Origin of the sequence: Ferrovum myxofaciens (assembly GCF_013181415.1) — a bacterium.
Lineage (GTDB): Bacteria > Pseudomonadota > Gammaproteobacteria > Burkholderiales > Ferrovaceae > Ferrovum > Ferrovum myxofaciens.
Genome location: NZ_CP053676.1, coordinates 1,047,326 through 1,067,477, shown reverse-complemented (window position 1 = coordinate 1,067,477; position 20,152 = coordinate 1,047,326). Strand labels below are relative to the sequence as shown.

The following is a 20,152-nucleotide window of genomic DNA, read 5'->3' as shown; positions in this document are numbered from 1 at the left end:
TTTGCGCTCATCCGCAATCCCTGGAACAGCCCCAAAGAGCGGTGACAACGTTAACTTGGTACAATAGTTTCATGATAACAAGATTATTGTTGTTTTTGTGATTAAAATCTCTATAATATAAAAATAGTGAAATTTATATCGATTACCTCTTATAGCGATCTATAATCACACAAAAGTGAAATTATGCGTACCATTGTCGTTACCCCACCCCTAAGCACCCCGGAAGTGAAAACCCTGGGGGACTTGGGTCGCCACGTCCGGCACCGGCGCACAAAGAGTGGGTTGCGCATCGACGATGCCGCTGCACTGTGCGGCGTGGCCTCTGGCTCGATGTCTAAACTGGAGAACGGCCAGGTCGGTATGTCAACCGATAAACTGCTGCGTATCCTTGATGGTCTGGGGCTCGTCCTCATGGTTGTCCCGCGCGAAGATGTCGGAGAACTGCTCGCCAGCCACAGAGAGACGCCGTCAAAATGACCTACGTTCTGGATATCTACGACAGAGACATCATCGTCGGTGCTGTTCGCTTCGATCCTCAGACGGATACATTCACCTTCGATTACGACGACGGCTGGTTAGCAGGAAAGCATGCTTATGCTTTATCACCAGCCTTCCCCCTGCGCGGCGCGAACAACCAGACCGGTTCATTCGGCAATATTCGACGGTTCATCGAAAACCTCCTGCCAGAGGGCCAGGCCCTGGATATCGTTGCCCGGGCAGAGCGGGTAACCAAGAGCAATATTTACGGCCTCATTCGCACTATCGGGCGGGAAACCACGGGGGCACTGAGTTTCCTGCCCGAAGGCGAAATGCCGGGGCCAGATAACGAATCCCTGCGCGAAATCAAGGAAACTGAATTACGCGAGCGTATCGCCGAGCGGGCTCAGGTGCCGCTTGCAATCTGGGATGGCAAGGTTCGGCTGTCCATTGCGGGGTATCAAGACAAATTACCCGTTTACCTGGCTGATGATCGCATGTACTTGGCCAACTCACGATTCGCTTCAACCCACATCCTGAAGCCCGAGCCGGTTACCCCTGACATGGCTGGTCTGGTGGTCAACGAGCATTACTGCATGCGGCTCGCCGCAGTCTTGAGGCTGGAGGTTGCTCACGTGGAAATCCGGCGCCTTCCCGACCCAGTGCTGGTGGTCGAGCGTTTCGACCGTCAGCGCACTGCCGACGGCGTGCGCCGCATCCACATCATCGATACCTGCCAAGCCCTCGATTTGCCCGTAAGCTTCAAGTATGAGCGTAACCTGGGTAGCGGCCGAGATGTCAGGAACATTCGGGAAGGCATCAACTTTGAACGATTGTTCTCTGTCGTCCAACACGCTTCAAACAAGGCAACGATTCGACTTGCCCTGCTACGATGGGCGCTGTTTCAGTTTCTCATCGGAAATTCCGACGCGCACGGGAAAAACGTGTCGTTCTATTCCCGGCCGGAAGGACTGGCGCTGGCTCCGTTTTACGACCTTGTGAGTGTGGTGCAATTTCCGGCTGTTGACCATGAACTTGCCATGGCTTTTGGTGACGAGTTCGACCTGGACGCGGTTGCACCATACGACGTTGCAGACTTTGCCAAGCGTACGCGAATGCCGCGCAGCCTGCTGGCGCGGGAGATGCGCAACATGGCCAGAGCGGCCCGATCGTCAGTTGGCCCCCTGGCCGACGACCCCGTTTATCGGGTATCGGAGCAGGCAACTGTGCAAAAACTGAAAGACTTTGTGCTGAGCCAGGCCATGCGCCTGGAAGAAATGGTGGAACCTATGCTGGCTGTGCGCGAAGACGACCTATGAACACCTCGCCAATAAGGATCAGTCCCCGTCCCATAGGCTACGTATGGGAACAGCAAACAATCCGTTTCCAAAGGGAGTCGTTACCTCGCCATCATATAAAACCACCCCTCCAGCAAAGCGTTCTCCCGTACTTTCCTTCAATTTCCGTAACCCGCGAAAATCGCTTGCCGTCACCGTAGCCGCAGCTTTTACCTCGACCCCCGCCACACGTTGGCCACTCCCTTCCAGTACAATGTCCACCTCTGTTCCTTCTTTGTCGCGGAAGTGATAAAAGGTGATCAGACCATCCTGCCAACTCGCATGGCGGCGCAGTTCCTGAAAAATAAAAGTTTCCAGCAATTGTCCCAACAGGGTGCGATCTGCCCATAATGCTGCGGCATCTACACCAAGCAAAGCGCAGGCAAGCCCCGTATCTCCCAAATGAAGTTTGGGAGTTTTAACGAGCCTGCTCAAGCGATTGTTATGCCATGGCGGTAACTCTTCCAATAAAAATACGTGCGCCAGTAACGTCACATAATCCCGTATTGTCGGGCGACTCAATTGAAAAGGAGATGCCAGATCAGCCAAGTTGAGCAATCTTGCCGTCTGTCCTGCTGCCAGGGTAAGCAAACGTGGAAGCACATCCAGCGAACGGATGCGTGCCAAATCCCGTACATCACGCTGAACAAGTGTTTCGATATAATCACGATACCAAGTGACGCGCCTGCGTGATGACGGTCGAGCAAGCGCGGCGGGATAGCCGCCTGCCGCAATCCGTTCGGCGAGATCCTTGCCCAAACGTACTTGTTGATTTATCTTGAAACCTTTGCCAAACAAGGCATCCAGGAAATCTGGCCGCCTTGCTGCCAGTTCTGACTGAGCGAGCGGGTGCAGTCGCAAAATTTCCATGCGTCCTGCCAGCGAGTCTGCCAACTTCGGTACCAGTAGCACGTTTGCTGAACCAGTCAGAATGAATCGTCCTGGACGACGGTCGCGATCCACAGCAACTTTTAGCGCAGTAAACAATTCGGGAACCCGTTGCACCTCATCCAGCACCACCTTGTCCGGCAAGTCTGCCACAAACCCCACCGGATCGGCTTTAACCGAGGCTCGTAAAATATCATCATCGAAACTGATATACGAATAGCCAGCCTCATCACCCACAACTCGGGCAAGTGTGGTTTTTCCGCATTGACGTGGGCCGTGAATCAGCACTACCGGCGTGTCTTTTAGCGCATCCGTCAGGTGATGGAGTGCAAAACGGGGATGTAAAATCGGGTTGTTCATGCCGACCAAGTGTAACCTAATATACCGTCCAATTGAAATGTTTATCCTGTGCGCCGTAAAACCTCGCCGGCGCTGTGCGTGCCCATAAAGGGCATCAGGGCGGGGATATTGGGAAACTCGACGTTACACAGTCAATTCCGACCCGGTTGTCCTGGTGAACGTGGCCGCATGCGGCACATTCGCCTGGCGTGAATGCTGATGTGTAGCGAAGCAGGAATCTTGTAGTCTCGATGTAGACAACTGTTGTCCTTGCGCAGGGTGTTTCCATAGATCGGTGATGGAAATCACGCACTGGCGCAAGGGAACAATGATCACGGCATAATTACGACTTTTTTGAATGATTAAATAATAAAGTCGCGACTTTATTGAATTTGTTGTACGATTAGACGATGAAACGCTACCTTGATGATAGAGTATGCAACGACTTGGCCACCAAGATGGTGGTGGTGACCGGTCCGCGACAGGTGGGCAAGACCACGCTTGCGCGTCAGTTGATGCCGTTGTTCGGAAATGCTCAATACCTCAACTGGGATGTCTTGCCGGACCGGGGGGTGCTGCAACGCCAGTCGTGGAATCCACGAGCCAATCTGCTCGTCATGGATGAAATCCACAAAATGCATGGCTGGAAAGGCTGGCTGAAGGGAGTGGTGGACGGGCGTTCTCCTGGACAGGCACTGTTGGTGACGGGTAGTGCGCGCATGGAAACATTTCGTCAAGGCGGTGAATCGCTGGCGGGTCGTTATTTTGCTTTCCGTCTGCACCCGTTTTCGGTGCGCGAGTGGTGTGAACAGCAGCACGTTCTACCCGCTGATGCCTTGGATCATTTGCTGGAAAGAGGAGGCTTTCCCGAACCGTGCCTCGCGCATGATTCCGTGTTGGCCGATCGTTGGAGAGCACAGTATTTCAACGATCTGATCCGTGAAGATGTACTGGAGTTTTCTCGTGTGCACGAAATCAATACGATGCGCCTGTTCGTCGAATTATTGCGCGAACGCGTTGGATCCCCCCTGTCCTTGGCATCCATGGCCCGCGATCTGGCGGTTTCCCCCGCCACGTTGAAACGCTACCTGGATATTCTGCAGGCGTTATTTATTGTATTTACCGTTCAGCCGTGGCATCACAATATCGCCCGCGCAATTTTGAAAAGCCCCAAAGTTTATTTTTTTGATACAGGCCTGGTGAAAGGTAATCAGGGCTTGCGCCTGGAAAATGCCGTGGCGGGAATGTTATTGAAGCAGGTACATTTGTTACAGGATAGCGCGGGAAGATCTGCAGGACTGCATTACATTCGCACCAAGGACGGGACTGAAATCGATTTTGCACTCAGCGAAGATGGAAAGTTGACACAAATGATCGAATGCAAGCGGGGCGACGATAAACCGCACAGAAGTTTGTCACGCCTTGCTGAAAACTTTCCGGATGCAGAGGCCGTTCAGATTGTGTATGGGTTGCGGCAGGAAGAGTTCCGCAACAAAATCAGAATAACCGATGCGGCTCACTGGCTTAGAGGGTTATCGGCATGATGTATGAAGATCAGGATGAAATCTGCTTCCTGTTCTACCCGGACCGCAGTCGCAAATTTTAACCTGATAGACAAGAGAGTGCTTCGGCGGGCGAAAGAACTTCAACCCCGGTTTTCGGCGGATAATGCTTCCTATTGCCAGTTATGATCACGCAATCTGCGGTGAGTGCGGCAGCGATGAAAGGTGCGTCGTCCGGGTCTGGCAAGTCCTGGAGTGGAATAGGCTGCGGCTTTAGAAACAGCGCCAGCCCTTTCATATCTTCGAGCAGACGGGCAGTCCGGTTGCTTGCGAAACCGAATTTGGGGCGGCTCAAAACATTGGTATATTCCGCAATAATACTCTCGCTGATGACAGGAGTCAGGGCCTGAGTGCGGATCGCGGCAATCAATTGTGCTGGCACACCGCTGGGAGTGAGCAGTGCCGATACCAGAATGTTGGTATCAATGACTGCCCGCACTGCGTACCTTTTGCTCTTTGCGCGCCAGTGCAATTTCGGCATCAATTTCTTCCATTGTCATTTTGTCCAGCCCTTGCTCAACGGAACTCTGCTGAATTTTGCGAATGTTCTCGGCAAAGCGTTCTGCCCTGATAGCCCGTAGATCATCTTCCAGCCTTGCGGATTCAGTGTGTACCATCAGAGCAAATGGCTTGCCGTTACGCATGATGACAATGTCTTCACCCGCTTCCAGTTTGGCCCATACCTTGCCGGATTCCGCGCGCAGTTCTTTAGTGGTTACAAAATCCATGACACACTCCGGTACACGATAAGGTACTTAATATAACACCAACAACTGTTTTGCGACAGGTTGCGCGATGGGGGAATGCGCGGACAAGTGTTCACTTCTTTCACTTCTTTCACATTAAAGCGAGGGGATTCTCGCAGAGATGAGTTGACCTGGCGTTAGAAACAAGAACCGTGCAAGACGGCATCTGTGTCCTTGTATATTAATATCTAATGTTTTAATATGCAAGGATGATAACGAGAAAACTTTTTCCGGTCACTGACCGTGCGCTGAAAGAATTTCCGGCCGTCGCCTTGCTTGGCCCCCGACAGTCGGGTAAAACCACCCTGGCCAAAGCGCTGGCGCAGGCACGCGTTGCGAGTTTGTATCCTAAACCTCCCCATGCCTAAAGGCAGGGGGTTCTAAGGGCGAATCCACCGGGGTCTCCTGGCTCTCGCGTCGCCGCTACAGCATCCAGGCCATGACCGATGGCAAACCCTCTATCACAAACGACCTGCTCTAACGGTGTTGCCACCGTGATTTTGCCCGAAGGCTCTATCTTCGCAGGTTCGGAACGCAGCCACCCCGTTTGCAGCAGCACAGGTTTCTGAGCCGCCCACATCGTTTCGATATGGGATGGGCGGTGCGTGTTGCTCATAACGCAGCGTGCGAGGAATGCGGAATACACATCCCGTTGCACTACTCCCGACCCGTCACCCAGCACATGCCACCGCTGACTGAGCGGCTTCTTTGTGAAAACTCCGGTGGTGTGGTCGTACTGCGACATTTTCAGCGACCAGGTGTGCAAATCAATCAACTTGCCGCCAGCACTTTCAGCCTTGCGACGCAATTGTTCGACGAACATTCCGGGTGCTCTGACTTTCACGCTCTTGCCATAATTCTTCTGGAAGGCGAGGTAAGACAGGGTTTCGGACTGGATGACATTTCCCAGTCCGAGAATCTGGTTTGCAAGCTCGCCGTGGGCGCGTTTGCGCTCAGCCGCCAGCTTGCGTTCTACTTCCGCATACTCAGTGCGGATTGCCGTGTAACGTTTCGATGGTGTGAACTTCTGGCCTTTTTTCCACGTCCCGTTAGCGTTAAAACAGAGCGGGTTCGTGGCACGTTTAGACCTGTCCATGGCACGTTGCAAGCGGCGGGTTTCTTTCCATGGCTGAACCACGGTGTCGCAGAATTTCACCAGCGATGCGGAGTTGTCGCCGACCACAGCAACCGTGCTCGGACCGATGTCCAGACCAACGATTTCGCCACAAGCCTGCTCGTGCTTTGCCGGGGCGATGCCTTCCTGCATGAGTTGCACAAACCAGCGGCGTGAGCCGGAAACAACGCGCCACAGCACGCGGCAATACTTTGTTTTATTGGTGAGCGCTTGGTGCAAATACGGGTCTTGTGTTTTGGAGGGTAGCAAGGCCGGTAGCGTGAGGTCGCCAAACTCGATACAGCCCGTTTCAGGCTTCCAGATGATGTTGGCCGCATTGGTGGTTGCCTCAAGCGAATGCAGGGGGCGGGAAGCACCTTTAAAACGTGGGCGACCGCGTTTACCAAAGGCGTATTGCTGCACGGCTGCGAACACCTGCTCCGCGATGCGCTGGGTTACGTTAGAACCAAGCCGGTCTTTCCATCCCGCTTCATTTTTGCAGATACGGGCAAAGGTGATGATGGCCGCAGGCGTGAACCCTGCTTCTTTCGAGAGCCGCTTAAACTCGTCGGAGCGCAATTTCTTGTCGGCGATGGTGCGGGTGTGCTGCCAGTCTTTGGACTGCTTCAGCAAGCCATGGCGGCGTAGTGCTTCGCCTAAAATGGCGTTGTACAAACGCCTACCCGCCTCCATGCGCCCGATCAGTATCCGGTCTTCACCGGGTTTCACAACCAGGGGAATGCTGAGAACAAAGGTGGGCGTGGCGGTGCGTTTCATTTGTGTTTTTGCTGCTCGATATATTGTTTAACCACTTCAAGCGGTGCGCCGCCAATCGTCGATACAAAGTAACTATTCGTCCACAAGGTCGGTAGCCGCGACTTTATCCACTTAAACTCTTCACGTATCAATTTGGATGACCTGCCCTTCATCAACTTAATCAGCCGGTGTATTCCGAACTGGGGGTCAACCTCTACCAGTAAATGTACATGATCCGGCATAACCTCAAGTTCCAATATTTCACATTTATACTCAGTAGCAACGTCTTGTATAATTTCTTTCAGACGAACGTCAACGCCCTTCACTAAAACCGAACGCCGATACTTAGGACACCAAATAACCTGGTACTTGCAGGAGTAAACTACGTTCAGGTTGCTCTTGTATTTTATGGTGTAATCGTTCATGTACTAATTATACAGATACTAGATATATAATGCAAGACAAATCTAAGTCAAAACCAACTTCCCGCTTTCCTCCCCATGGCTAAAGCGAGGGGATTCTCGCGGAGATGGGTTGAGTCGGCATTCCGACAAACTGGTCGTGCTGGACGAGATTCAACGCGCCCTGAACCCCTGCCGCCAAACCGTTTTCCCGGATAGCAGACAGTTTTGACGCATCAAGGGTTTCTGAGGAAACCTTGAAGTTGACCAGATCGGTTAATGATGTGTCATCCGCCGAAAAAGCCGAAAAACCGAAAACGATTCCAGCGGAAAGAACGGCGCATTTTGCCAGTTTTGAACGAACCACCCCGTACTTCATAATATTAAGAAGGATGTTTATCCATTACTTCTGGACCCCTGGCGTAAAGTCAAAAACCACCGAATTCTCTCCGACCGAGATAGAACCGAGGTTTCCCATCTGAACCCCTGCGTCCTCAAGGACCGTCCACAAGGGTTTCACCTTATAGTGCAAAGACAGAACAATGTCCTGCGGGGGTTTTTTGCCAACCACCCGAACCTGACAATACTTTGCTTTTACCATATCGTCGATCAGCAACATTACATCGCCATCCAGGTCAATTGACACCAGGCGGGTAGAGCACCCATGAACGGATTCTGGATTCACTCTCGGTACCGGAGCCGGCGCGTTAATTTGTCGCAACTCGTTATAAACAGCATCCGCCACATCCTTGAGATTCTTTGATGCGGTGTTACTGACGTTCGGGTCCGGTATGTCATTTTTCTGAAATATTGAACATCCGCTCAGTAGCAACAAGGCTCCAAAAACACCTAAACCACTCAACTTCATGCTTGTTCTCCCAAAGTATTCAATCGCCTAAACGCCCGTAAAAAATAAATTCGTCAGTAACGGCTGTTTTGTTGAAGACAGCACTGCGTTGAATTTCGGTTTTCAAATACTTTCGTAACAAGAAAGTGTTACATGAAGTTGTTACTGACGGTTTGGCGGTTGCCCCAAGTGTCAGACTAGTTGTCGCCTCAAAAATTTAACTTTGAGGTATGGAGGCAACAATGGCAATACGTTATTCCGTGCTTATCGGGTTGCCACACACACCGGAGCACCTATCCCACAAAGGGGTGGAATTACGCTCTTTGAACGCAGAAAACACCAGAGTTTCCGCCATTTACGGCGAATGTACCCCGCTTGATGGTCGGGGATCGCACTGATATTTGTGGCATGTGCGTTAACCCGATAAGCACGGTTCATCCATTGACACCCGGGGTCGAAGTCATCCCGGCAACGGGACTGGCGGATTGTTTGGCAACCCTCTGAGATGGCCCCCTGTAGGGACAAGAAGCCCCAGTCCGGTTTGTGTGGACAGAAATACGGGGATATGCTAGATTATTGTGATCAGCATCACTTTTACTTTGGTGATTAATATCACGCGGTGCTGTCGGCCACCGAATAATAACCCCCTGAAAAAACCTTCATGAAACCCCCTTATTCATTCCCCAAAATCCCTCAGAATGAAATCGGTCAGGCGGTGTTGGCCTACCGTAGCGTATTTCGAACAGTCGGGGTGTTCAGTGCCATCATCAATCTGCTGATGCTGGCCCCCTCCTTATATATGCTTCAGGTTTATGATCGGGTCTTGCCCAGCCGCAATGAGGTGACGCTGCTGATGGTCACGATCATGGCCGTGGGGGCGTATATCTTCATGAGTGCCCTGGAATTCGTGCGCAGTTTCATCCTGATCCGGGTAGGGGCCAAACTGGATGAAAAACTCAACAAACGGGTGTATACGGCGGCTTTCGAGCAAAGTCTCAGGAAAGCCGGCGGCAATGCGGGGCAGGCCCTGCAGGATTTGACGGCCTTGCGCCAGTTCATGACCGGCAATGCCCTCTTTGCCTTTTTTGATGCGCCGTGGTTTCCCATTTACCTGTTGGTCATCTTTTTATTCAATGTCTGGTTGGGGCTGTTTTCCCTTGTCACCACCCTGATCCTGATCTGGCTGGCTTGGCTCAATGAAAAAGTCTCCCATAAACCCCTTTCCGAGGCCAATACTCTGGCCATTACCTCCAGTAATCTGGCCAGCAATAACCTGCGTAACGCCGAAGTGATTGAAGCCATGGGAATGTTGCCCCATTTGCAGGGACGCTGGTACACCCTGCATTCCCGTTTCATCGCCCTGCAAGCCGAAGCCAGCGAAAAGGCAGGGATTGTGGGCGCCGTGACCAAGTTCATGTCGGTGACCTCCCAATCCCTGGTACTGGGCGTGGGGGGGTGGCTGGCGATCAAGGGCAGCATTACCCCGGGGATGATGATTGCTGGCTCCATCCTCATGGGCAAGGCCATGGGGCCGGTGCAACTGCTCATCAGCGTGTGGCGGCAGTTCAGTGCCACGCGCAGTGCCTACGAACGCCTGGTGCTCCTCCTGGCCACCAATCCGCCGCGTATGCCGGGCATGGAACTGCCGCCTCCAGAGGGGGTCCTCACGGTGGAGAATGTGACGGCGGCTCCTCCGGGATCGAATATTCCCGTGATCAAGGGGCTCAATCTGGCCATTGCGCCGGGCGATGTTCTGGGCGTGATCGGGCCCAGTGGTTCGGGTAAATCCACCCTTGCGCGCTTGCTGGTGGGGGTCTGGCCCTCGGCGGTGGGCAAGGTACGTCTGGATGGTGCGGATGTGGTGCAGTGGAACAAGGACCAGTTAGGGCCGTATCTGGGGTATCTGCCTCAGGACATCGAACTGTTCGAGGGTACCGTGAGTGAAAACATCGCCCGTTTCGGTGCGGTGATTCCGGAACTGGTGGTGGAAGCAGCGCAGCGCGCGGGGGTGCATGACCTGATCCTGCAATTGCCCAAGGGCTATGACACGATCCTGGGAGATGGGGGGAATGGGTTGTCGGGCGGACAGAAACAACGCTTAGGACTGGCACGGGCCATGTACGGCGACCCGGCAGTCCTGGTGCTGGATGAGCCAAATTCCAATCTGGATGATGTGGGGGAACAGGCTTTGGTGCGCGCCATCATGGAACTGCGCCAACGCAAAAAAACCATCGTCCTCATCACCCATCGAACCAGTATCATCAGTGCGACCAGCAAGTTGCTCCTGATTCGGGATGGGGTGGCTCAACTCTTTGGTCCCACCGACCAGGTATTGGCCCACCTGGCCCAGCAACAGCAACTTCAGCAGGCGCAGCAACCAGCACAGCAAGCCGCTCCGGCGGCAGGGAAGGGGGCATGATGAATCCCGTGAATCCATTATCACACAAGAAACTTGAAATCATTGATGCCACGGCCGTGGAGATCATCAAGACCGATGATCGGGTATACACCCGCATGGGCTGGTGGATCGTATTGGGCGGGGTAGGGGGGTTCCTGTTGTGGGCGATCTTTGCGCCCCTGGATCAGGGGGTAGCCATCAGCGGCATCGTGGAAGTGGCCACCAACCGTAAGCAGATCCAGTACCAGCCTGGTGGAATTGTCGAAGCCATCCTGGTCAAGGAAGGGGATACGGTCAAGGCGGGACAGGTGCTGGTACGCATGAATGATACCCTGACCAAGGCCCAGGCAGAGATGAGCCGAACCCAGTATGACTCCGATCTGGCCGTGGAGGCTCGCCTGGAAGCCGAGCGAGATGGCAAGGCCACCGTGCGCTTTCCCCAGGCCTTACTGGACCACCAGGACGATGATCCACGGGTCAAGGATGACATGGCCCTGCAGCAACAGTTGTTCACGGCACGTCGTTCAGCCTTGCAGAATGAACTTTCTGCCATGGATGAGAACATCGCGGGCCTGGAACAGCAGGCTGCCGGATTGGAATTGGCCAGGAGCAGCCGCACCCAGCAGTTGCAATACCTGACGGAACAGATCGACAACATGCGTGATCTGGTTAAGGAAGGTTATGTGGCCAAGAGCCGTTTTCTGGATTTGCAGCGCAACCAGGCGGAAGTCAACGGTATTCTGGCCGAGGAGAGCGGGCGCCTGGGGTATACCCAACGGCAGGCCGCCGAAATGAAATTGAAGAAGAATCAGCGTCTGGAAGATTTCCGGAAAGAGGTCCGCCAGCAATTGACCGATGTGGAAAAAGAAGCGATCACGATCCAGCATCGTCTTTCCAGCCAGGATTTCGATCAGCGCAACACGGAAGTGAAATCACCCGTGGATGGCACGGTGGTGGACCTCAAGGTATTCACTCAGGGGGGAGTCGTTTCCCCTGGCGCGCCCATGATGGAAGTGGTCCCCTCCCACGATGCCCTCATCATCGAAGGAAAAATTCCTTTGGAACTCATCGACAAGATGCATCCGGGACTGGAAGTGGACATGACCTTCCCGGCTTTCAACCGGAACACCACCCCACATGTTCCGGGGCGGGTGATCGAGATATCGGCAGACCGTCTCACCGATCAGAAAACGGGTCAATCCTACTACACCATGCGTGCGGAAGTGACAAAAAAAGGCGTCCGGCTTCTGGGGAACCTGCAAGTGCGCCCCGGCATGCCCGTGGAGGCGTTCATCAAAACCGGCAATCGAACCATGATGAGTTATCTGCTCAAACCTCTGTTCGATCGCATCAAGACTTCAATGAGCGAGGAATGAGCGCATGAGAACCGCCCATCGACGTACTTTCCTCGTCCTGCTTTTGGGACTGGTCTCCACTCAAGGGGGGGCCATTGGGCTGGAAGAGGCTCTGGATTCCGCTTTGCAGAATGATCCCACCTATCGTTCGGCGCAACATGAACGGGATGCGGGGGCGCAAAACGTGGCCCTGGGACGTTCCAAGTTATTACCCAACTTGTCTCTGGACTATCAAAAGGGCACCAACCTGTTGGGCATTTCGAATGTGGGGTCTCCCCAGCCGGGCCAGCAAGTCAACTACATCAGTGAAGTGACGACCCTGTCCCTTCGTCAGCCTCTCTTCAATCTGGGGGACATGGCCATGTACCGTCAGGGGAAGGCCCAGGCCAGTTACAGTGATGCCCAGTTTTCCGGACACGCCCAGGATCTGATCCTGCGCCTGGTGCAAGCCTATACGGACGTATTGTATGCCCAGGACCAACTCGACCTGGTTCAGGCTCAACATACGGCTTACGGCGAACAGATGCAGGCCAATGAACGGTTGTTCCAGAAAGGGCAGGGGACCTTGACCGATACCCTGGAAACCCAGTCCAAGTATGCCCTGAGCGAGTCCCAGGTGATCGAGGCCCAGGAAAACCTGGCCACGGTCAAGCGCAGTTTCAACAGCATCGTGGGAACCGATATCCCTGATCTGGAACCCCTGACGGATGAATTTCATCCCTCCCCTCTCGACCCGGAGGATTTTGAGGGGTGGAAAGCCCTGGCGCTCGATCATAACCCTGAAATCACAGCGCAAAAGTATGCGGTGGATGCCAGCGCGCAGGAAGTCAAGAAGGACCAGGCCGGCCACGCGCCTCAACTAGACCTCGTGGGCAGTGTCAGTCGTAACAATCAGGGCTCCATCTATACCTTTGCCCAGGACATGTTCGTACGTTCCATCGGGATCGAACTGAGCATTCCGCTGTACGCCGGGGGCTATGTCACCGCCCTGTCCAGTCAGGCCAAGGCCAATCTGGAGCGGGCCCAGTCCGATCTGGATGACAAAACCAATAAAGTGCTGGTGGATCTGTACAAGCAGTACGGCCTGGTGCTGAGCAGTTTCGCCCGGATTCGCGCTCTGGAGCAAGCCGTAAATTCGGCTCAGCAGTTGATCAAGGCGACCCGCTTGAGCATTCTGGGGGGCGAACGGGTCAATCTCGACCTGCTCAACGCCCAATCCCAATACTATCAGTCACGCCGGGATCTGGCCAAGGCACGTTACGATTACCTCAACAGTTACCTGCACCTCAACGCCGATGCCGGTACCTTGAGCAGGGACGACGTCAAACAACTGGCCCACTACTTCGATCATAACCCGGTCAAGACGGCCCAGGATGCGGTTCCCCATTTCGAGGCCGCCCACTAAGGTTGTTCCTGATCGTTCAAGTCTAACAAAATCTACCTGAAAATGAACTACATCCACCTAAGCCGCTAAGGCGGCTATAAGTGGAGTTTCGCGGTTCTGCACGGCTAAACGACAACCGCTCCCCGCCTCGGACAGTTCCTGCCCGGTGGCGTTACCCGATAACGCCCAATTTAACATTACCCTGGCCGCGTTTTCATCACGACTACAGCTTGCGCCACAATCGCATTGATGCTTCCGTTCGGACAAGAGTTTTTTGCGCTGGCTACCGCACCGGTGACACGTCTGACTAGGTTTAACCTGACGGGTCGGTACTTCCACCCACAATGACCCAGCTTCTTCCGCTTTGGTCTTGAGCAGGTTTAGAAAAGTTGACGGTGCGGTATCCAGAATGCTGCGGTTCAATCCTTTTTTATACTCTCCGCCGTTGGCGGTCATGTTCTTGATGCTCAGTTGCTCGGTGGCGATCAGGCCGTATTGATTGACCAACTTGGCTGAAGTTTTGTGCAAAAAATCTTTGCGACGATTTGCGACGCGGCGAGATTCTGCCGATAACAGGGCAACAGCCTTGCGGCGATTATTGCTGCGCTTGTTGGTTTTGCGGCTGACCGCCTGCTTTAGCACTTTGATTTTTTGCCGTTGTGGCTTATCCAAAAAACGGGGATTGGGCACCGACAGCGTATCGTTTTCGCCCGAGCAAACCGTCGCAAAGGTTTCCAAGCCCCAGTCCATTCCCATGGCCTCTGTGCCGCCAGTGCGTCGAGGTTCACACTCCACGGTAACAGACAAATACCAGCGCCCATCCTTGTGTTGCACTTCGGCTGTTTTGACGATGCCTGGCGTTCTGGCTTGCCCGCGCAACTTGACCATGCCAACACCTGACAGACGGACATGCCCGTGTCGCATTTTATCGCCAGCATGAAGCCGCCAGCCATCGCCATGAGTCTTGTAACCCCAGCCGCTAAATCGCTGAACCGCCTTGAATCGGGGGAAGCCCGCGGTTTCCCCCGCTTTGACACGACGAAAAAATGAAGCATAAGCCAGATCTAGACGTTTGAGGGTAACTTGCAATGATTGTGCGTTGACCGTCGCCAAGACTTCGCATTGTTTACGCCACACCGTAATCTCTTTGCATTGGGCGGCAAAGCCCAGTGATTTTTTGCTTTCTCCGTACACTCGAATGCGCTCTTCCAACGCCGTGTTGTACACGCGCCGGTGCAACCCAAGCAACTCATCCAGCTTTTCGGTCTGGCTTGTGCCTGGATACATCCGATATGTGATTTTGCGAAGTTCCATAGGTTGAATTATAATACAGTTACTATGACAAATCAAACAATAAAGACTTTACATCATTGTGTTTTTAACCTTAATTACCACTTGGTTCTCGTAACAAAATATCGCCGCAAATGCATTTCTGCCGCGATGCTGGAACGATTGAAAATCATTTGCACCGAACTCACTGAAAAATGGGAATGCGAACTGCTGGAATTTAACGGTGAAGCCGACCATGTGCATTTGCTGTTGTCCCTTAACCCGAAGGTTGCTCCCTCAGTATTTGCCAATAATCTCAAGACGGTGAGCAGCCGGTTAATCCGCAGGGACTTTGGTGAGGTTTTGGCAAAGGTCTATGGGGGGAAGCCGGTATTTTGGAGTCGCAGTTATTGCATCATCACTTGTGGTGGTGCGCCATTGTCCGTAATCAAACAGTACATCGAGCAGCAAGAGACACCCCACTAAACCTCCCCATGCCTAAAGGCAGGGGGTTCTAAGGGCGAACCCACCGGGGTCTCCTGGCTCTCGCGTCGCCGCTACAGCATCCAGGCCATGACCGATGGAAAACCCTCTATCACAAACGACCTGCTCTAACGGTGTTGCCACCGTGATTTTGCCCGAAGGCTCGATCTTCGCAGGTTCGGAACGCAGCCACCCCGTTTGCAGCAGCACAGGTTTCTGAGCCGCCCACATCGTTTCGATATGGGATGGGTGGTGCGTGTTGCTTATTACGCAGCGTGCGAGGAATGCGGAATACACATCCCGTTGCACAACTCCCGATCCATCCCCCAGCACATGCCACCGCTGACTGAGCGGCTTCTTTGTGAAAACTCCGGTGGTGTGGTCGTACTGCGACATTTTCAGCGACCAGGTGTGCAAATCAATCAACTTGCCGCCAGCACTTTCAGCCTTGCGACGCAATTGTTCGACGAACATTCCGGGTGCTCTGACTTTCACGCTCTTGCCATAATTCTTCTGGAAGGCGAGGTAAGACAGGGTTTCGGACTGGATGACATTTCCCAGTCCGAGAATCTGGTTGGCAAGCTCGCCGTGGGCGCGTTTGCGCTCAGCCGCCAGCTTGCGTTCTACTTCCGCATATTCGGTGCGGATTGCCGTGTAACGTTTCGATGGTGTGAACTTCTGGCCTTTTTTCCATGTGCCGTTCGCGTTAAAACAGAGCGGGTTCGTGGCACGTTTAGACCTGTCCATGGCACGTTGCAAGCGGCGGGTTTCTTTCCATGGCTGAACCACGGTATCGCAGAATTTCACCAGCGATGCGGAGTTGTCGCCGACCACAGCAACCGTGCTCGGACCGATGTCCAGACCAACGATTTCGCCACAAGCCTGCTCGTGCTTTGCCGGGGCGATGCCTTCCTGCATGAGTTGCACAAACCAGCGGCGTGAGCCGGAAACAACGCGCCACAGCACGCGGCAATACTTTGTTTTATTGGTGAGCGCTTGGTGCAAATACGGGTCTTGTGTTTTGGAGGGTAGCAAGGCCGGTAGCGTGAGGTCGCCAAACTCGATACAGCCCGTTTCAGGCTTCCAGATGATGTTGGCCGCATTGGTGGTTGCCTCAAGCGAATGCAGGGGGCGGGAAGCACCTTTAAAACGTGGGCGACCGCGTTTACCAAAGGCATATTGCTGCACGGCTGCGAACACCTGCTCCGCGATGCGCTGGGTTACGTTAGAACCAAGCCGGTCTTTCCAGCCTGCTTCATTTTTGCAGGTACGGGCAAAGGTGATGATGGCCGCAGGCGTGAACCCTGCTTCTTTCGAGAGCCGCTTAAACTCGTCGGAGCGCAATTTCTTGTCGGCGATGGTGCGGGTGTGCTGCCAGTCTTTGGACTGCTTCAGCAAGCCATGGCGGCGAAGTGCTTCGCCTAAAGTGGCGTTGTACAAACGCCTACCCGCCTCCATGCGCCCGATCAGTATCCGGTCTTCACCGGGTTTCACAACCAGGGGAATGCTGAGAACAAAGGTGGGCGTGGCGGTGCGTTTCATTTGTGCTTTTGCTGCTCGATATATTGTTTAACCACTTCAAGCGGTGCGCCGCCAATCGTCGATACAAAGTAACTATTCGTCCACAAGGTCGGGAGGCGGGACTTTACCCACTTAAACTCTTCACGTATCAATTTGGATGACCTGCCCTTCATCAACTTAATCAGCCGGTGTATTCCGAACTGGGGGTCAACCTCTACCAGTAAATGTACATGATCCGGCATAACCTCAAGTTCCAATATTTCACATTTATACTCAGTAGCAACGTCTTGTATAATTTCTTTCAGCCGAACGTCAACGCCCTTCACTAAAACCGAACGCCGATACTTAGGACACCAAATAACCTGGTACTTGCAGGAGTAAACCACGTTCAGGTTGCTCTTGTATTTTATGGTGTAATCGTTCATGTACTAATTATACAGATGCTAGATATATAATGCAAGACAAATCTAAGTCAAAACCAACTTCCCGCTTTCCTCCCCATGGCTCACCTTGTGCGCCCTTACGGGCGAAAGCGAGGGGATTCTCGCGGAGATGGGTTGACCGCTATCGCGGTCGCGCCGCTTCACCTCCAGCCAAGCGCAAGGCTGGCGTGGAACTCGCTATGGCTGGAGCACTACGGCGCAAATCTGGTAGATATGATACGGTATGGCTCGGGTGCGACGGCAGCGGGCAGTCCAAATCCTATGCCGAACGTCTTTTCGCTTACCCCAGCGTTGGACCCTTGTCCCGAGCCGATGCGTTCAAGGCGCTGCAGGATCCGGCGCAGGCCGCCGGCGCACCATTTACGACAGATGCCCTGGAGGAAGTCTTCCGTATCACCGAAGGGTACCCCTATTTTGTTCAGGAACTGGGCTACATCAGTTGGAATCAGGCACACGGCCCGTCAATCACTTTGCCAGATATACAAACAGCCACCCCAATGGCCATTGATCGGCTGGACGCCAATTTCTTTCGGGTACGTTTTGACCGGCTCACTCCCAGTGAAAAAACTTTTCTCCGGGCTATTGCCGAACTGGGGGCTGGACCCTATCGTTTTCGGGATGTCGCCACGGGCATGGGTGTCGAATCTTCGACCCTGGGTCCGGTCCGTGCAAAAATGATCAAGGATGGAATGATTTACAGTCCCGCCCATGGGTTGCTGAACTTTACGGTTCCGATATTCGACGGTTTTTTGCGCCGAATCATGCCTGATCAAGCGATACTGGACGAGGGCTGATTTTCAGAGACGGATAAATCCGGATGTTATTCCAAGGCCATGCGGGTCAGCGCTTCCGGGTCCAGAATGATCAGGCGGTGTGCATCTCGTTGAATGATGCCTTTTTGAGTCAACAGAATCAGCAAACGGGTGACGGTTTCGCGACTGGTATTGATCGTGTTGGCAATATCCTGATGGGTCGGCAGATTTTCCACGACGAGTTGCTTGGTGGGTGTTTCTTTCTTGATCAGCCACAGGAAATTGACGATGCGCCGCGAGGTGTTGGTGATGCCCAACAGCGCCTTGAATTCGGCGTCCCGTTGCAACTGGCGGGCCATATGACGCAGGAGATAGTTGGCCACGCTGGGGGAATGGGCAAACAGGTGCAAGGCTTGAGCGGGCGGCAGGATGGCCACCAATACCCGGCTGAGGGCGATGGCGGAGGCGGCATAGGGCTGTTCGTTGAGCAAACTGATCTCTCCGAAAAACCCGCCCTCCGGAATCAAGTCCAAACTGATGGCGCGGCCATCTTCCGTGAGCCGAACCAGTTGTAATTGCCCTGACAGTAAAAAAACGATTCCCCCATTGGGTGTTCCCTGCTGGATCACCGTGGCACGTTTCTCGAAGAAACGAAAGCGCAGATTCTCCTGAACCCCTTTCATTTCGGCGTCCGTCAACTGGGCAAACAACGGAATCTTGCGCAGATTAACCGTGATCTCTACCTTGTTGCGCCCACCGGAGGGGACGGACTGAAGAAACTCGGGGGGAGTCGTATCCCCCTTCTCGGGAGAAGACTGAGGGAGGCTCATCGTTGGATCGATCACAGAAACACCATAGTTCAGTATTCTACCGGATTTGCGCCATAAAAAAGTCAAGCGCGCCTCAATTTCCTTCGAGTTCTTCCAGAGCCAGACGATAGGCTTCGTTGAGTTGGGTCATGGCCGCTGTATCTCCGCCACGATCGGGATGCGCTATCTGAGCCTTGCGCCGGTAGGCCAGTTTAATGACCGCCAGGCGCTTTTCTTCCAGGGGCACTTCAAGCACCCGCCGCCAATCTGCCACGGGAACAGGTTCGGCCAACTTTCCTGTTCCGGTCCACAGGAACTCTGGTTCACGCACGAACCAGCGCACAAAGGCCCTGGGCCATTCGGCCAGAGCCACCAGGAGCAAAACCAGAAAGAGGAAAGCCAGAAAGGTCATGGAGAAAAACGGTCATGAAGGAAGAAAACACGCTTCGACATTCGTTGGGTCCGAAGATGGAACGGGCCGGTCCAGAGCAGTGCCCCACCATTTTGCCACAGGACCACAACCCTGTCATGTATGTCAATGTTACGATCACGGTAAATTTGTTCTCAATTTCTGAGCGACACAGTTGCCGAGTTGTTTGTCATCCGCAGGTAGTCGAAGACGAGGCGTGTGCGGAAGCTGAGTTTGCGCATCAACTCGGCGATGGATTGATTGGGTTTCTGGAATGACTTGAGTATCCCGACCGCGAAGCGGCGCAGACGGGAAATGTTTTCCGGGCCAAAACCGGTATGGATACGGCTGCGATCCTCATCATAGTTCCAGTCGATGATGTAATGAACGCTTTCGATGCTCCAATGCCCTCGGTTTACGGCCAGTACCCGTTGCGGTGAGGCTTCTTGCGGAGTGCGACTCGTCAACCCCAGTGCAATTTCACGCGAATAATCGCCGGTTTTTTTCCGGATGGATTCACGCTCGATCAGAAAAACCTGACCAACATGGGGGAAATCGAGGTAGGCATTGAGTGCCGTGCTGCACCAAATACGCCGCGTCTCGATGCGACCATGATCGGCAGAACTCATCTCGACGAAGTCGGCGGGTCCGCGCTTCTCGAACAGCAACGCGATATCGCGTTGCAGTCCGGGTTGGTTGCCCTTGGCGGTGAAGTGATAATGCGCCTGCTGCTCAACGATATAGTTTGCCAGTGCGCGCTGGGTCAGCAGAGCGTCGCCCGTGATATCGACACCTGCGAGGTCACAGGTGTCGAGCAACGGAATCGCCATGCCGATTTCGTTCGTGCGCTTCTGCTCATCAC

At 53.7% G+C, this 20,152-nt stretch carries 22 protein-coding genes; 9 read left to right on the top strand and 13 right to left on the bottom strand.

The window, feature by feature from the left end; translation table 11 throughout:
• Positions 1-183: 183 nt before the first annotated feature.
• Positions 184-477 (top strand): helix-turn-helix domain-containing protein, encoded by a 294-nt coding sequence (locus HO274_RS05160; protein WP_273121931.1) that lies wholly within the window; start codon positions 184-186, stop codon positions 475-477.
• Positions 474-1,796, top strand: coding sequence for a HipA domain-containing protein (locus tag HO274_RS05155; protein ID WP_273121929.1), 1,323 nt, complete (start codon positions 474-476; stop codon positions 1,794-1,796). The genes HO274_RS05160 and HO274_RS05155 overlap by 4 nt, the downstream gene beginning before the upstream one ends.
• Before the next feature lie 18 nt (positions 1,797-1,814).
• Here the strand turns inward: HO274_RS05155 and HO274_RS05150 are convergent, their stop codons facing one another.
• Positions 1,815-3,062, bottom strand: a complete 1,248-nt coding sequence (locus HO274_RS05150; protein WP_273121927.1) for an ATP-binding protein — start codon at positions 3,060-3,062, stop codon at positions 1,815-1,817.
• Between the two features lie 389 nt (positions 3,063-3,451).
• On the opposite strand from HO274_RS05150, the gene HO274_RS05145 reads away from it, so the two are divergent.
• On the top strand, positions 3,452-4,585 hold the full coding sequence (locus tag HO274_RS05145; RefSeq protein ID WP_273121925.1) for an ATP-binding protein: 1,134 nt from the start codon (positions 3,452-3,454) through the stop codon (positions 4,583-4,585).
• A 58-nt stretch (positions 4,586-4,643) separates the two neighbouring features.
• Here HO274_RS05145 and HO274_RS05140 read toward each other — a convergent pair whose 3' ends face one another.
• Both HO274_RS05140 and HO274_RS05135 read right to left on the bottom strand, forming a co-directional pair.
• Positions 4,644-5,084 (bottom strand): putative toxin-antitoxin system toxin component, PIN family, encoded by a 441-nt coding sequence (locus HO274_RS05140; protein WP_273121923.1) that lies wholly within the window; start codon positions 5,082-5,084, stop codon positions 4,644-4,646.
• Positions 5,026-5,331, bottom strand: coding sequence for a type II toxin-antitoxin system Phd/YefM family antitoxin (locus HO274_RS05135; protein WP_273121921.1), 306 nt, complete (start codon positions 5,329-5,331; stop codon positions 5,026-5,028). Before HO274_RS05135 ends, HO274_RS05140 begins: the two co-directional genes overlap by 59 nt.
• 227 nt (positions 5,332-5,558) lie before the next feature.
• Between HO274_RS05135 and HO274_RS05130 the strand changes: the two genes are divergently transcribed.
• Positions 5,559-5,717: a hypothetical protein gene (locus HO274_RS05130; RefSeq protein WP_273121919.1), complete on the top strand. Its 159-nt coding sequence runs from the start codon at positions 5,559-5,561 to the stop codon at positions 5,715-5,717.
• Here HO274_RS05130 and HO274_RS05125 read toward each other — a convergent pair.
• The 4 genes from HO274_RS05125 to HO274_RS05110 form a co-directional block, all read right to left on the bottom strand.
• The gene (locus HO274_RS05125) at positions 5,714-7,240 is read right to left on the bottom strand and encodes a transposase (protein ID WP_273121917.1); all 1,527 of its coding nucleotides are present in this window, start codon (positions 7,238-7,240) and stop codon (positions 5,714-5,716) included. The two genes, HO274_RS05130 and HO274_RS05125, sit on opposite strands and share 4 nt — an antisense overlap.
• The gene (tnpA, locus tag HO274_RS05120) at positions 7,237-7,644 is read right to left on the bottom strand and encodes an IS200/IS605 family transposase (protein ID WP_031598455.1); all 408 of its coding nucleotides are present in this window, start codon (positions 7,642-7,644) and stop codon (positions 7,237-7,239) included. Before tnpA (HO274_RS05120) ends, HO274_RS05125 begins: the two co-directional genes overlap by 4 nt.
• Before the next feature lie 79 nt (positions 7,645-7,723).
• Positions 7,724-7,987, bottom strand: a complete 264-nt coding sequence (locus HO274_RS05115) for a hypothetical protein (RefSeq protein ID WP_273121915.1) — start codon at positions 7,985-7,987, stop codon at positions 7,724-7,726.
• Between the two features lie 36 nt (positions 7,988-8,023).
• Positions 8,024-8,488, bottom strand: coding sequence for a DotD/TraH family lipoprotein (locus HO274_RS05110; protein WP_273121913.1), 465 nt, complete (start codon positions 8,486-8,488; stop codon positions 8,024-8,026).
• A gap of 640 nt (positions 8,489-9,128) precedes the next feature.
• On the opposite strand from HO274_RS05110, the gene HO274_RS05105 reads away from it, so the two are divergent.
• The 3 genes from HO274_RS05105 to HO274_RS05095 are packed head-to-tail and all read left to right on the top strand — an operon-like array spanning position 9,129 to position 13,625.
• On the top strand, positions 9,129-10,886 hold the full coding sequence (locus tag HO274_RS05105; RefSeq protein WP_062187189.1) for a type I secretion system permease/ATPase: 1,758 nt from the start codon (positions 9,129-9,131) through the stop codon (positions 10,884-10,886).
• The gene (locus HO274_RS05100; protein ID WP_031597281.1) at positions 10,883-12,241 is read left to right on the top strand and encodes an HlyD family type I secretion periplasmic adaptor subunit; all 1,359 of its coding nucleotides are present in this window, start codon (positions 10,883-10,885) and stop codon (positions 12,239-12,241) included. The genes HO274_RS05105 and HO274_RS05100 overlap by 4 nt, the downstream gene beginning before the upstream one ends.
• 4 nt (positions 12,242-12,245) lie before the next feature.
• Entirely contained in the window at positions 12,246-13,625 is a 1,380-nt protein-coding gene (locus HO274_RS05095) for a TolC family outer membrane protein (protein ID WP_273121910.1), read from the top strand.
• A 57-nt stretch (positions 13,626-13,682) separates the two neighbouring features.
• Here HO274_RS05095 and HO274_RS05090 read toward each other — a convergent pair whose 3' ends face one another.
• On the bottom strand, positions 13,683-14,918 hold the full coding sequence (locus HO274_RS05090; protein ID WP_273121908.1) for an RNA-guided endonuclease InsQ/TnpB family protein: 1,236 nt from the start codon (positions 14,916-14,918) through the stop codon (positions 13,683-13,685).
• Between the two features lie 24 nt (positions 14,919-14,942).
• Between HO274_RS05090 and tnpA (HO274_RS05085) the strand changes: the two genes are divergently transcribed.
• Entirely contained in the window at positions 14,943-15,359 is a 417-nt protein-coding gene (gene tnpA / locus HO274_RS05085) for an IS200/IS605 family transposase (RefSeq protein WP_273121906.1), read from the top strand.
• 12 nt (positions 15,360-15,371) lie between these two features.
• On the opposite strand, the gene HO274_RS05080 is transcribed toward tnpA (HO274_RS05085), so the two are convergent.
• Both HO274_RS05080 and tnpA (HO274_RS05075) read right to left on the bottom strand, forming a co-directional pair.
• Entirely contained in the window at positions 15,372-16,898 is a 1,527-nt protein-coding gene (locus HO274_RS05080; protein ID WP_273121905.1) for a transposase, read from the bottom strand.
• Entirely contained in the window at positions 16,895-17,302 is a 408-nt protein-coding gene (gene tnpA / locus HO274_RS05075) for an IS200/IS605 family transposase (protein WP_273121903.1), read from the bottom strand. The genes HO274_RS05080 and tnpA (HO274_RS05075) overlap by 4 nt, the downstream gene beginning before the upstream one ends.
• A gap of 197 nt (positions 17,303-17,499) precedes the next feature.
• Between tnpA (HO274_RS05075) and HO274_RS05070 the strand changes: the two genes are divergently transcribed.
• Positions 17,500-18,114, top strand: a complete 615-nt coding sequence (locus HO274_RS05070; protein WP_273121901.1) for a hypothetical protein — start codon at positions 17,500-17,502, stop codon at positions 18,112-18,114.
• A gap of 26 nt (positions 18,115-18,140) precedes the next feature.
• On the opposite strand, the gene HO274_RS05065 is transcribed toward HO274_RS05070, so the two are convergent.
• The 3 genes from HO274_RS05065 to HO274_RS05055 form a co-directional block, all read right to left on the bottom strand.
• Positions 18,141-18,902 (bottom strand): Crp/Fnr family transcriptional regulator, encoded by a 762-nt coding sequence (locus HO274_RS05065; protein WP_082783054.1) that lies wholly within the window; start codon positions 18,900-18,902, stop codon positions 18,141-18,143.
• A gap of 73 nt (positions 18,903-18,975) precedes the next feature.
• Positions 18,976-19,293, bottom strand: coding sequence for a hypothetical protein (locus tag HO274_RS05060; protein ID WP_273121899.1), 318 nt, complete (start codon positions 19,291-19,293; stop codon positions 18,976-18,978).
• Between the two features lie 152 nt (positions 19,294-19,445).
• A complete protein-coding gene (locus HO274_RS05055; RefSeq protein ID WP_420537376.1) occupies positions 19,446-20,120 on the bottom strand; it encodes an ISAs1 family transposase in 675 nt (224 codons plus the stop codon).
• Between the last annotated feature and the right edge of the window lie 32 nt (positions 20,121-20,152).

Excerpts from the sequence above, each read along its gene's own strand:
- HO274_RS05125 (WP_273121917.1), bottom strand. The coding sequence starts at position 7,240 with ATGAAACGCACCGCCACGCCCACCTTTGTTCTCAGCATTCCCCTGGTT.
- HO274_RS05095 (WP_273121910.1), top strand. The coding sequence starts at position 12,246 with ATGAGAACCGCCCATCGACGTACTTTCCTCGTCCTGCTTTTGGGACTG.
- HO274_RS05105 (WP_062187189.1), top strand. The coding sequence starts at position 9,129 with ATGAAACCCCCTTATTCATTCCCCAAAATCCCTCAGAATGAAATCGGT.
- tnpA (WP_031598455.1), bottom strand. The coding sequence starts at position 7,644 with ATGAACGATTACACCATAAAATACAAGAGCAACCTGAACGTAGTTTAC.
- HO274_RS05160 (WP_273121931.1), top strand. The coding sequence starts at position 184 with ATGCGTACCATTGTCGTTACCCCACCCCTAAGCACCCCGGAAGTGAAA.
- tnpA (WP_273121906.1), top strand. The coding sequence starts at position 14,943 with ATGACAAATCAAACAATAAAGACTTTACATCATTGTGTTTTTAACCTT.
- HO274_RS05060 (WP_273121899.1), bottom strand. The coding sequence starts at position 19,293 with ATGACCTTTCTGGCTTTCCTCTTTCTGGTTTTGCTCCTGGTGGCTCTG.
- HO274_RS05150 (WP_273121927.1), bottom strand. The coding sequence starts at position 3,062 with ATGAACAACCCGATTTTACATCCCCGTTTTGCACTCCATCACCTGACG.
- HO274_RS05140 (WP_273121923.1), bottom strand. The coding sequence starts at position 5,084 with ATGCCGAAATTGCACTGGCGCGCAAAGAGCAAAAGGTACGCAGTGCGG.
- tnpA (WP_273121903.1), bottom strand. The coding sequence starts at position 17,302 with ATGAACGATTACACCATAAAATACAAGAGCAACCTGAACGTGGTTTAC.
- HO274_RS05110 (WP_273121913.1), bottom strand. The coding sequence starts at position 8,488 with ATGAAGTTGAGTGGTTTAGGTGTTTTTGGAGCCTTGTTGCTACTGAGC.
- HO274_RS05070 (WP_273121901.1), top strand. The coding sequence starts at position 17,500 with ATGGCTGGAGCACTACGGCGCAAATCTGGTAGATATGATACGGTATGG.
- HO274_RS05090 (WP_273121908.1), bottom strand. The coding sequence starts at position 14,918 with ATGGAACTTCGCAAAATCACATATCGGATGTATCCAGGCACAAGCCAG.
- HO274_RS05145 (WP_273121925.1), top strand. The coding sequence starts at position 3,452 with ATGAAACGCTACCTTGATGATAGAGTATGCAACGACTTGGCCACCAAG.
- HO274_RS05055 (WP_420537376.1), bottom strand. The coding sequence starts at position 20,120 with ATGGCGATTCCGTTGCTCGACACCTGTGACCTCGCAGGTGTCGATATC.
- HO274_RS05155 (WP_273121929.1), top strand. The coding sequence starts at position 474 with ATGACCTACGTTCTGGATATCTACGACAGAGACATCATCGTCGGTGCT.
- HO274_RS05080 (WP_273121905.1), bottom strand. The coding sequence starts at position 16,898 with ATGAAACGCACCGCCACGCCCACCTTTGTTCTCAGCATTCCCCTGGTT.
- HO274_RS05135 (WP_273121921.1), bottom strand. The coding sequence starts at position 5,331 with ATGGATTTTGTAACCACTAAAGAACTGCGCGCGGAATCCGGCAAGGTA.
- HO274_RS05130 (WP_273121919.1), top strand. The coding sequence starts at position 5,559 with ATGATAACGAGAAAACTTTTTCCGGTCACTGACCGTGCGCTGAAAGAA.
- HO274_RS05100 (WP_031597281.1), top strand. The coding sequence starts at position 10,883 with ATGATGAATCCCGTGAATCCATTATCACACAAGAAACTTGAAATCATT.
- HO274_RS05065 (WP_082783054.1), bottom strand. The coding sequence starts at position 18,902 with ATGAGCCTCCCTCAGTCTTCTCCCGAGAAGGGGGATACGACTCCCCCC.